Source organism: Paenibacillus sp. VTT E-133291 (genome assembly GCF_002264395.1).
Classification (GTDB): domain Bacteria; phylum Bacillota; class Bacilli; order Paenibacillales; family Paenibacillaceae; genus Paenibacillus_AQ; species Paenibacillus_AQ nitricinens.
This window is the reverse complement of sequence record NZ_NFVA01000146.1, coordinates 1-9,799: the sequence shown is the minus strand read 5'-3', so window position 1 is coordinate 9,799 and position 9,799 is coordinate 1. Positions and strand designations below refer to the sequence as shown.

The 9,799-nt window shown below is 45.2% G+C and carries 6 protein-coding genes and 1 other annotated feature; of the genes, 5 read left to right on the top strand and 1 reads right to left on the bottom strand.

Features of this window, described 5'->3' with window-relative positions; genetic code table 11:
• Positions 1-130 precede the first annotated feature (130 nt).
• Entirely contained in the window at positions 131-1,165 is a 1,035-nt protein-coding gene (pheS, locus tag CA598_RS30180) for a phenylalanine--tRNA ligase subunit alpha (protein WP_094874787.1), read from the bottom strand.
• Between the two features lie 60 nt (positions 1,166-1,225).
• Positions 1,226-1,512, bottom strand: a binding site (T-box leader).
• A 269-nt stretch (positions 1,513-1,781) separates the two neighbouring features.
• Between pheS and CA598_RS30175 the strand changes: the two genes are divergently transcribed.
• The 5 genes from CA598_RS30175 (at position 1,782) to CA598_RS30155 (ending at position 9,740) form a co-directional block, all read left to right on the top strand.
• Entirely contained in the window at positions 1,782-4,340 is a 2,559-nt protein-coding gene (locus CA598_RS30175) for a hypothetical protein (protein ID WP_179283800.1), read from the top strand.
• A 57-nt stretch (positions 4,341-4,397) separates the two neighbouring features.
• The gene (locus CA598_RS30170; RefSeq protein WP_094878877.1) at positions 4,398-5,831 is read left to right on the top strand and encodes an efflux RND transporter periplasmic adaptor subunit; all 1,434 of its coding nucleotides are present in this window, start codon (positions 4,398-4,400) and stop codon (positions 5,829-5,831) included.
• Entirely contained in the window at positions 5,828-6,526 is a 699-nt protein-coding gene (locus CA598_RS30165; protein ID WP_094870612.1) for an ABC transporter ATP-binding protein, read from the top strand. The genes CA598_RS30170 and CA598_RS30165 overlap by 4 nt, the downstream gene beginning before the upstream one ends.
• Positions 6,523-7,695, top strand: coding sequence for an ABC transporter permease (locus CA598_RS30160; RefSeq protein WP_094878876.1), 1,173 nt, complete (start codon positions 6,523-6,525; stop codon positions 7,693-7,695). The genes CA598_RS30165 and CA598_RS30160 overlap by 4 nt, the downstream gene beginning before the upstream one ends.
• Positions 7,696-8,129: 434 nt before the next feature.
• Positions 8,130-9,740: a diguanylate cyclase domain-containing protein gene (locus CA598_RS30155; RefSeq protein ID WP_179283799.1), complete on the top strand. Its 1,611-nt coding sequence runs from the start codon at positions 8,130-8,132 to the stop codon at positions 9,738-9,740.
• The last annotated feature ends 59 nt before the right edge of the window (positions 9,741-9,799 follow it).

Genomic DNA, 9,799 nt, shown 5'->3' with positions numbered 1-9,799 from the left:
GGCGGTCGCTATCGCTCCTACAGTTCCAAAATTCCTTTCCGATCCTAGCTTAATAGGGTTTTTACAACATGAAATCAAATGCTCCAAAATCCATCCTCCTAACCCGCAAGCCAGCTCGCCCACCAAAAATCTAAACGCCCTTGAATTGCTTTACAAAACTCATATCGTTGTTATAGAAATGACGGATGTCATCGATGCCGTATTTAAGCATAGCAATACGCTCAACACCCATACCAAATGCGAAGCCGCTATACTTAGCAGGATCATAGCCACCCATTTTCAGAACGTTTGGATGCACCATGCCGGCACCAAGGATTTCTAACCATCCGCTTTGCTTGCACAGTCTGCAGCCATCGCCGCCACATTTGAAGCAGCTTACGTCCACTTCAACGCTTGGCTCGGTGAATGGGAAGAAGCTCGGTCGAAGACGAATGTCTGTATTCGGGCCGAACATCTCTTGTACGAATTGCTGCAAGGTGCCTTTCAGATCACTCATCCGAATGTTGCTTCCGATAACCAAACCTTCAATTTGATGGAACTGGAAGGAATGCGTTGCATCGTCATCATCGCGGCGGAATACTTTACCCGGACAAATGATTTTAACTGGAACTTCACCGTTCATAGCCTGCATAGTACGAATTTGTACCGGAGAGGTTTGAGTACGCATAAGCAGGTCATCCGTTAAATAAAAGGAATCCTGCATATCGCGTGCCGGGTGATTTTTAGGCAGATTTAGGGCTTCAAAGTTATAATAATCGGTCTCCACTTCCGGACCTTCAGCCACACGGTAGCCCATACCAATGAAAATATCCTCAATTTCCTGAACCACTCTGCTAAGCGGGTGAATCCCACCTTGCTGCATGCGGCGACCCGGCAATGTTACGTCTACTTTTTCAGCCTGCAGACGTTGCTGCGTCTCTTGCTGTTGAAAAGCTTCTTGCTTCGCTCCAATAATCTCCTCAATCGCACTACGCACCTGATTCGCTACTTGCCCGATAACCGGACGCTCCTCAGCACTAAGTCCTCCCATACCACGCAGAACTTCTGTAAGCTCGCCTTTTTTACCGAGGTATTTCACTCTTAGGTCATTCAAAACCTGTGGATCCATAACCTCCTGCAACTTAGCCAGCGCCTCAACCTTCAATGCTTCCAACTTCTCTTTCATGGCCGTGTACAGCCCCCTTCAATCATTGTCTAGTTCAACAAAAAAAGGCCTTTCCTCCCGGTAAGGGACGAAAAGACCGTGGTACCACCCTTGTTAGACAAGCTGATCTGTTCCCCATAAGAGCTTCATTCCCTCTTTTGGCTGGACAGATACCTATCTCACTTTATACAGAAATAACGGTCTGTGACCGGTTTCCCCTACGCTTCCTTACAAGGCAATCTTAAGGAATTCAAGGAACTGCTCCGGAGTGAACTTCGACAGCTCTGTTTCCTAGAAACGCTCTCAATCACCGGCGTCTCCTCCCTGTAAGTCAGGCACTGTGTACTCTTCTCCATCACTGCATTTTACAATTCAATCTAATTGTCAGGTATCTCTTTTATGCAAGAGATATGTCTGTTTATTATATGCAAAATCTGTCGTTTTGACAAGTTCAAGCATAATTAGGGCAATTTTTATCTGGCTTTAAGCTGGCTTTAAGGTTCAGAGCCGTTCCGGGGACTTTTTTTCAGCTAACGTTCAGCGGAGCTTGATAATTTCCATTATTAAGAAGGCATGGTTGTACTCCATCATAAACCACCTTCATAGTACAAGGACTTTCATACCGGGAGGGAATTACATGCATGCACGAAGAACAAAAGTCGCTGGGATCATACTTAGCGCAGCCGTTCTGAGTCAAGCTTCAGCGTATGGAGCATACGCTGCATCAACGACTAGTACATCCACCAAAACGGCAACCACCACCGTATCCACTCTGGATAAACTCGGCTCGATAGCTTTAAAGAGTAACGTAAGCGTGAAGCTGAGCGATGTAGGCTTTTTAACTCAGGATGGCGGCAATATTCTTACATACACCCTCAGCTATTACAATGGGAGCGGAAGCAGCATCAATCTGGTGGACTATTTCTCTAAGGTAACTACTGCCGGAGGAACGGTTATCCAAGGGAGCCCAGTAACCAGCAGTGCAACTATCAAGTCCATAGCCTCCAAAAGCAGTCAATCCGTAACCTATTATGTAAACATCGGTAAATCCACCTCTTTAAAAGGCGTTAAGATTTCAGTCTTTGGTTGGGATTTCAGCAGTACCGATTATCAAAAGAAGCTGGGTACTTTCACCCTACCTGCAACTTTTTCACAAGCGGTCGCTAGAGGGCAAAGCAAAAAAATAACCTTGAATAATCAACCCGTAACAACCCAAACAGAAAGTCTGCAAATTTACAAATATAACGGTAAGGTATACGCCAAAGTAGGTGTGAGCTTAACCAATCAAGGAACCAAAGTGCTAAGTGATCCTGGACTTAAGGGATACCTCGCATCCGCAGGCGGATCTGTATTTGAATTAACGCTTGATGACGCGAGCAGCAACTACAAAGTACAGCCACAAGAAAAAAAGAAGATCTACTACATGACGGAAATCCCCTCTTATATGAAGACAGACAATATGACTCTGCAGTTTGCTGGAGAAGATACTTCATTAAAAATAGCTTTGCCCATCGTCACCTATAACCTTCCCGCTGCTACCACACCGGATCTTGTCGTAGCCAGCAATGTCATCAAGAAACTTACGATCAACAACAATACTGTCGAGACGCAGTTAAAAAGCGCCAATGTCTATGCCGACAACGGCACCGCGAATTGGACGCTGCAATTTCGAGTAAAAAATAGCGGCAACAAAGCGATTACTTTGCCTGCTTATGAATTTACCGTTAAAGCCGCTGAAGGATATAGCTTTCCGGTGGACACGAAGGCTTTCGCCAACCTTACACTCAAACCCCTTGAAGAAAAAATAATCGAGCTCAGTGCAGAAGTTCCGCTAACGATAGCTCAAGGAACGCTACAGCTGCAAATGAATGAACCCGCTGTCGAGGGTAAGATCATTTTTCCTACAGCCTATTATCAGATCCCTTACACTCTCCAAACTAATAATTGGCAGGATACAGAATACGCAGTGGAGAACAGCCACGGTACATTTGCTGTCAAGCTTACGAACATCCAGCGGCTACCTTGGGCAGACAAAGATCAGCTTGTAGCTAAAATCAATATTCGCAACATGAAATCGACCTCTGTACAGCTTCCAGCGTTTACAAGTGTCATTAAAGCTGGTGAGAGTGATATTAGCAGCACTTCCCAAGTCGTCACAGAAAGCACACAAACCCTACTCGGGCCAAATGAATCCGCAGACGTTTATGTCGTGGCCAATGTTCCTTACACCTACCAGTTCAATCCATTAAAAATAACGCTGCAAGAAACCTCCGGCGAAAGCAAAATTAATTTTCTTTCGTTAAGTACAAATCAGTTGGATAGCCGTGTTCAGGAAGTTGCAGCACTAAGTTCCTTCCAAATTGACCTTGAAAGCAAAAAAGCAGAAGTATTAGAGCGCCGGACAACGGTTTATCAGGGTACGAGCTCCAATATCATGTACACAGAACTGGAAATGAACAGTGAGGAAACACGTAAATCAGAGCAGGCTCAACTCGTAGCTTATTACAAAACACCAGACAATCAATATTTCGAAGGCGAGGTCAACCAGTCTACAACTTCCACGAGCCCTAACGGAAAAAATCTGATTACCGTCTGGACTAAGCTTCCACTTGGAGTAGATCCTTCTCAGCTTGTTCTTTATATCGGTGAAGGGGTATCCGAAGGAAAACTTACGGCTCCTGGCGGGAAATCAACGGGATATATCAATACGGTGTCACTGGGACTAAATAATGTTGCGTTGGAGGCAAAGAGCAATCTTTTGGATGTAGAATTGTTCCCTTATACCCTATCCGTGACAAATGCAGTCACCACCGTCACTGGTGGAAAAGATACGCTAAGCACTGTCCTAACCTACAACCTGTCGAGCAGCACGCTTTACGAATCGGGTACGTATGAGCACAAGCTTGTACTAGAGCTGATCGACCCCTTCGGACAAACGATGGAAAAGACATTAACACTTGGCACAGATCTGCCATTAGGTAGCTTCAAGTCGTACACCACAACATTCACAAGCAATCTTTACAAAACTCTAAGTGGCGGCGCGATCCGATTGAATATATACGACGAATTCCAAGGTCATCGAAATTTGCTGGGAACTGGGACCTATGTGGTCACTTATCAGGCAGCGTCAACGACTTCAAACAGCAATTCCGCTTCAAACACCGATTCTAATGCTAACAATCCATCCGACATTTAGTAAAAGCGCAAGGGTGGCTGAATTCAAAAGAAATTTGATGATCTATGGAGGATAGAAATGAAGAAGAAAAAAGTGTTGCTCTGGACCATCGGAGTAGTAGCTGTAGCAACAGCCGGATTGTTGGTGTATACATTTTTACCTGATAAGAGCAGTCAGGCTGCTGAAGTGCCCGTAAATACAGCCACGGTTACGAAGGGCGATATCATAGTAAATGTATCTGGAGCAGGCTCCGTCACGGCCACCGAAACAGGAAAAGTGAAAACGAAGGACGCTGGAACCGCAGCTGAAGTGCTTGTCCAAGAAGGAGACCTTGTGAAAAAAGGCCAGACATTAATTACCTTCGAAGGCGATGACCTGAGTGACAATCTCAAACAGGAACAAACCTCTCTTACCTCACTTGAAGTGGATCTTCAGGACAAGCAGGAGCAGTATAAGAAGCTTGCCGTGGCAGGTGCCTCCGAGGATGAATTGGCCAGTGCCAAACGTTCGATTGAAAAAGCGAAAACAGATATCGCTTCTCAAATCGAAAAAATAGCATCTGTACAAGAAGATATGATCCCTCCAGATCCCCTAACCGCCCCTATTGACGGAACTGTTACAGCTGTTAATATAGCCAACGGTGAAAAAGCGATGGATGGCTCTGAACTCATCGATATCACCAATTATGCTAATTTAAGCGTTATAGTGCAGGTGGATGAGCTTGATATTCCTACAGTGAAGTTGGGGATGCCTGCCACCATTTCATTGGATGCCCTTCCCGACACTGAATTCAAGGGGAGTGTCACAAAGATTGCCAAGGAAGGTACAGTCTCAAACGGAGTATCCCTCTTCGATGTTACCGTTGGCTTAACTAGCTCCGAAGGTGCCCTTGTCGGGATGTCGGCAGAAGTTTCAGTTACAACGGCTGAGAAAAAAGATGTGTTAACCGTACCGGTTGAAGCTGTTCAAGAAAGAAATGGCAAGTACACAGTAGCTCTCCCCTTAACAGCGGGTTCAACCGAAAACTCATCTACCGAGGGCCAGGCACCAATGCCTAGTGGGGCTCCTGATGCTGCCCGCGGCGGAGTAATGCCCAGCGGAGCACCTGAAGCTGGCGGTGGAGTTATGCCTAGCGGAGCGCCTGATGCTCGCGGTGGCGCAATGCCTAGCGGAGCGCCTGATGCTCGCGGCAGCGGTGCTATGGCTAGTGGAGCAGCTGGCACAAGAAACCGCGGAAATAGTAATCAGCGAATGGTTTCCGTCGAAGTGGGCATTCATGATGAGAGCAGCATTGAAATTGTCAGCGGACTTAATGAAGGAGACAAAGTGATCATTCCTACAGTAATCTCTACCAAAACGGGTACAACTAGTACTGAGATGCAAATGCAAGGCGGTATGGGTGGCGCCGGTTTCGGCGGCGGAGGCTTTAGCGGTGGTGGCGGCTTCAGTGGAGGTGGTGCTGGTGGCATGGGCGGAGCACCAGCTGGTGGTGGTGGGGGTGGCAGCAGATGAGTGCTTCAGCACCACTGATCCAAGTCCAGAACATGACCCATGGCTATAATATGGCCGGAGAAACTATGACAGTCCTAAAAAATCTTTCCTTTACAATCGACTTCGGAGAGTTCGTAGCGATTATAGGTCCTTCCGGTTCTGGTAAATCAACACTCATGAACATGCTTGGATGCCTCGATATATCAGATGAGGGAAGTTACCTTCTGGACGGGCAAGAGGTTCGCAAATTATCCGACAACAAGCTGGCTATTATCCGAAATGAGAAGATCGGCTTTATCTTTCAAAATTTCAATCTTCTCCCCAAATTGTCTGCTGTCGAGAATGTAGAGCTTCCTCTAATATACCGCGGCCTCTCACATCGAGAACGTAGAGAAACGGCGCAACAGGCACTCCTTAAAGTAGGCTTGGAGGAAAGAATGCATCACCGACCTTCTGAGCTTTCTGGAGGACAGCAACAGCGTGTTGCGATTGCGCGAGCCATGGCTGGATCTCCCCCGATTCTACTTGCAGATGAACCTACCGGGGCGCTTGATACGCGAACTGGACAAGAGGTCATGCAGATGATTCGAGAATTAAATGAGCAAGGTCATACAATCATCCTAATCACACATGACCTCGAAATTGCAAAGCAAGCGAAGCGGATCATTCGTATTCAGGATGGCAACCTCGTAGAAGATCGGAGGAATGCGAGGTGAAATTATTTCAAAGTATGCGGATGGCTCTAAAAAGTATTTACAGCAGTAAAGTAAGAGCTTTTTTAACGATGCTGGGTATTATTATTGGTGTATCATCCGTTATCATTCTCGTTTCTGTGGGGCAGGGAACTACTTCTCAGATTACGGAGCAGCTTAATGGACTCGGAACAAATCAGCTGACGGTAAACATCACTGGCCGCGGGGCTACCACCTCCCTCACCTATGAAGAAGCCTTAGCACTAGGAGATATAGAGGGGATAGAAAATGTAGCTCCTGTAATCAGTGGCAACGTTACAGCCAAGCATAATACTGAGAATGTTAGCGTTACTGTTGAAGGCATTACACCTTCTTATGAGGACGTTAAGGATTTCCATGTACAGTCAGGACGTTTCCTGCTTGATATAGATACAGAGTACCGGCAGAAGGTTGCGCTGATAGGCACAGGTACGGCTGAGGATTTATTCGGCACAGATGATCCTATAGGCCAAAAGGTACAGCTAAACGGGATCAGCTATAAAATCGTCGGCCTGTTGGAAGCCAAAGGCTCTAGTCTAAGTGGTTCCAACGATGATATCTTATTAATCCCTATAGCTACTGCAGAACGTCAGTTAAAAAGCAAAGGCGTACGTTCTATCACAATTGCGACGACTTCAGCAGACACTGTAGCCACGGTAAAAGATAAACTAGAGAGTACACTGGATGCTAAATTTAATTATGCGGATAATGCTTTTAGTGTATTTGACTCTCAAGAGATGCTGGAAACTGTAAATTCTACGACAGCTACGCTTTCAATGGCACTTGCGGGAATTGCCGGCATTTCACTATTTGTTGGGGGGATCGGCATCATGAATATTATGATCGTATCCGTCAATGAAAGAACAAGAGAAATTGGTATCCGCAAAGCAATCGGCGCCAAAAAGTTCGATATTCTCGCTCAATTCATGATCGAATCCATTGTGCTTAGCGGATTGGGTGGGGTGATCGGTGTTGGTATTGGAGCCGCAGGTAGTTGGCTCCTAGGAAAGTATACTTCACTTACCGTATCCATTGCCTGGGATATGGTACTGATCTCTTTTGTTTTCTCCTTGCTTATCGGCGTAATTTTCGGAATGATGCCTGCGAACAAAGCCGCACGGCTTCGCCCCATTCATGCACTACGTAACGAATAGTTACTTCAAGTCAGCTGCCCAGTCATTAATATGACTGAGCAGCTTTTTTAGCATAACAGAACGCATATTTTTGAGGCTGAGCTAGGTATCATTTACGAAGACGGTGGGTAATAGGATTTATGGATTTGAATATAGATAAGGCAATAGGCTCATACCGTAATCATTAATTTTATTATTATCGATATTTATTTGAGGAAGCGATTGCTCTATAAGTAGGACGTCCTATATACTTGTTGTACTACAAACTGCGGTCCACACACAATTTATCTTTCCCATGCCTCATTTCCCACTATGTTACAACACCTCTTTTTCACATAGTCACTCTCAACATCTTTGCCTGAAAATAAAATACACCTGCCACAAATGGATGTTCCGCAGGTTATAGTTAGCAGCAATAAGATTTGTTAAACATCTTATGCGGGGAGAGAATGACCGTGGCTGGATTTTTCGATATCAAAGTAACACGCAAACTAATCTTTATTTTCGCTGCGATCTCCATTCTACTGGTTGGGATTAGTGTAGCTTCTTTACTCTATCTAAATCACACCATTAACAGAATGTCAGATTCTTTATATGAAGATGTATTTGAGAACTCTGAGCTCATACTGAGCGCTGATCGTGATCTGTATCAAGCCGCAATCGCTCTCCACTCCTCCATGAGCTCGAACCTCACTGACGCTGAACGTGATCAGTTCATTCAGGAATTTAAGGACAATAATCAACAAGCACAAGAACGGGTAGGCCTAGCAAGTTCAGACATCAGATCCATCAACAAACCCTACAGTGATTTGAAGCAGGCCAATATACTTACTGAATTAGAGAATGAGCTCCATGCCTTTGAAACATCCCTAGTCCTATGGAAGAATACAGGGAGTAAATTGATAGCTGAACGGATGCAAATCGGATGGGACCCTGCTTCATATCATGCTGTAAATCTGAACATGCAGTTAAATGAAGTTAGAACTCATCTTGATCAATCAGAAGACCTGGTAGACACCTACGCCTTACAAGTAACAGATGGGTTCCAAGATAAAAAGAGTGCACTTTTTGCGCTGTACTCATTGGTCTTCTTTATTCTGCTTCTAGTTATTATTTATCTGGGTCGCAAAATCATTTGGCTCAAAAATGAAATGCTGGAGGAACAAACACTCTATCAGCTAATCGGTGAAACCATGTCTGACTTTATTATATTGACTGATCCTAACGGGTTGATATTGTATAGCTCCCCTTCACATTCAAGTATTCTCGGCTATGTTCCTAAAAAGGGTGACCCACTATCCAACTATATTCGTGAACCGGAAATCGCTTGGGCCAAACTAAAGAGTATCGTTCAAGGAACCCCTCGTATCTCAGAGCTACGAATGCGTGGAGCTGAAGGGCAATGGGTATGGCTGGAAACGAAGGTGTCGCCTGTTCGGGGAAGCAATAATTTCCCAGCACAATTTATGTTAGTGTCCCGTGAAATTACACAACGGAAGCAATACGAAGAACGATTACATAAGCTAGCCTTCTATGATCATTTAACCGCAATTCCCAACCGTGCTCATTTCAAAATGTACATGGAGAATCTCATCAACCAACCCGAGGAACGGAGAAAGAATATTGCACTCGCATTGCTGGATTGCGACAGATTCAAGCAGTTAAACGATACCTTAGGACATCTGGCAGGTGACGAATTTCTCCAACTGCTCTCTCGAGAGCTTTTGCAAACGGTTAAAGGTGTAGGCCAGGCGTTCCGGATTGGCGGTGATGAATTCGCGGTGGTACTGCACCGATTTACCTCTCCAGAAATGTTAGATGAAATGCTTCAGCGGTTGCTTAAGTTATTCAACAAATCTTGGTCTATTGACAATGGATCTAGCTTCCACACCTCCGCAAGTATTGGCGTAGCCCTATTTCCTGAAAATGGAAGCAGCATTAATGAACTTCTGCGTGCCGCAGATCTAGCGATGTACCTTTCTAAAGACCATGGTGGGAATGAAGCTAATCTCTACTACGATCTATTGGATGTAGGTTTAGCCAACCAAACCATCGGAAAACCATAAGAACAACAAAAAGAGCTGTTCCGGGGGTCAATGATATGCTCCCATCATAGTAGACAGTA

Coding starts and splice junctions, on each gene's coding strand:
- CA598_RS30175 (WP_179283800.1), top strand. CDS start 1,782: ATGCATGCACGAAGAACAAAAGTCGCTGGGATCATACTTAGCGCAGCC.
- pheS (WP_094874787.1), bottom strand. CDS start 1,165: ATGAAAGAGAAGTTGGAAGCATTGAAGGTTGAGGCGCTGGCTAAGTTG.
- CA598_RS30170 (WP_094878877.1), top strand. CDS start 4,398: ATGAAGAAGAAAAAAGTGTTGCTCTGGACCATCGGAGTAGTAGCTGTA.
- CA598_RS30165 (WP_094870612.1), top strand. CDS start 5,828: ATGAGTGCTTCAGCACCACTGATCCAAGTCCAGAACATGACCCATGGC.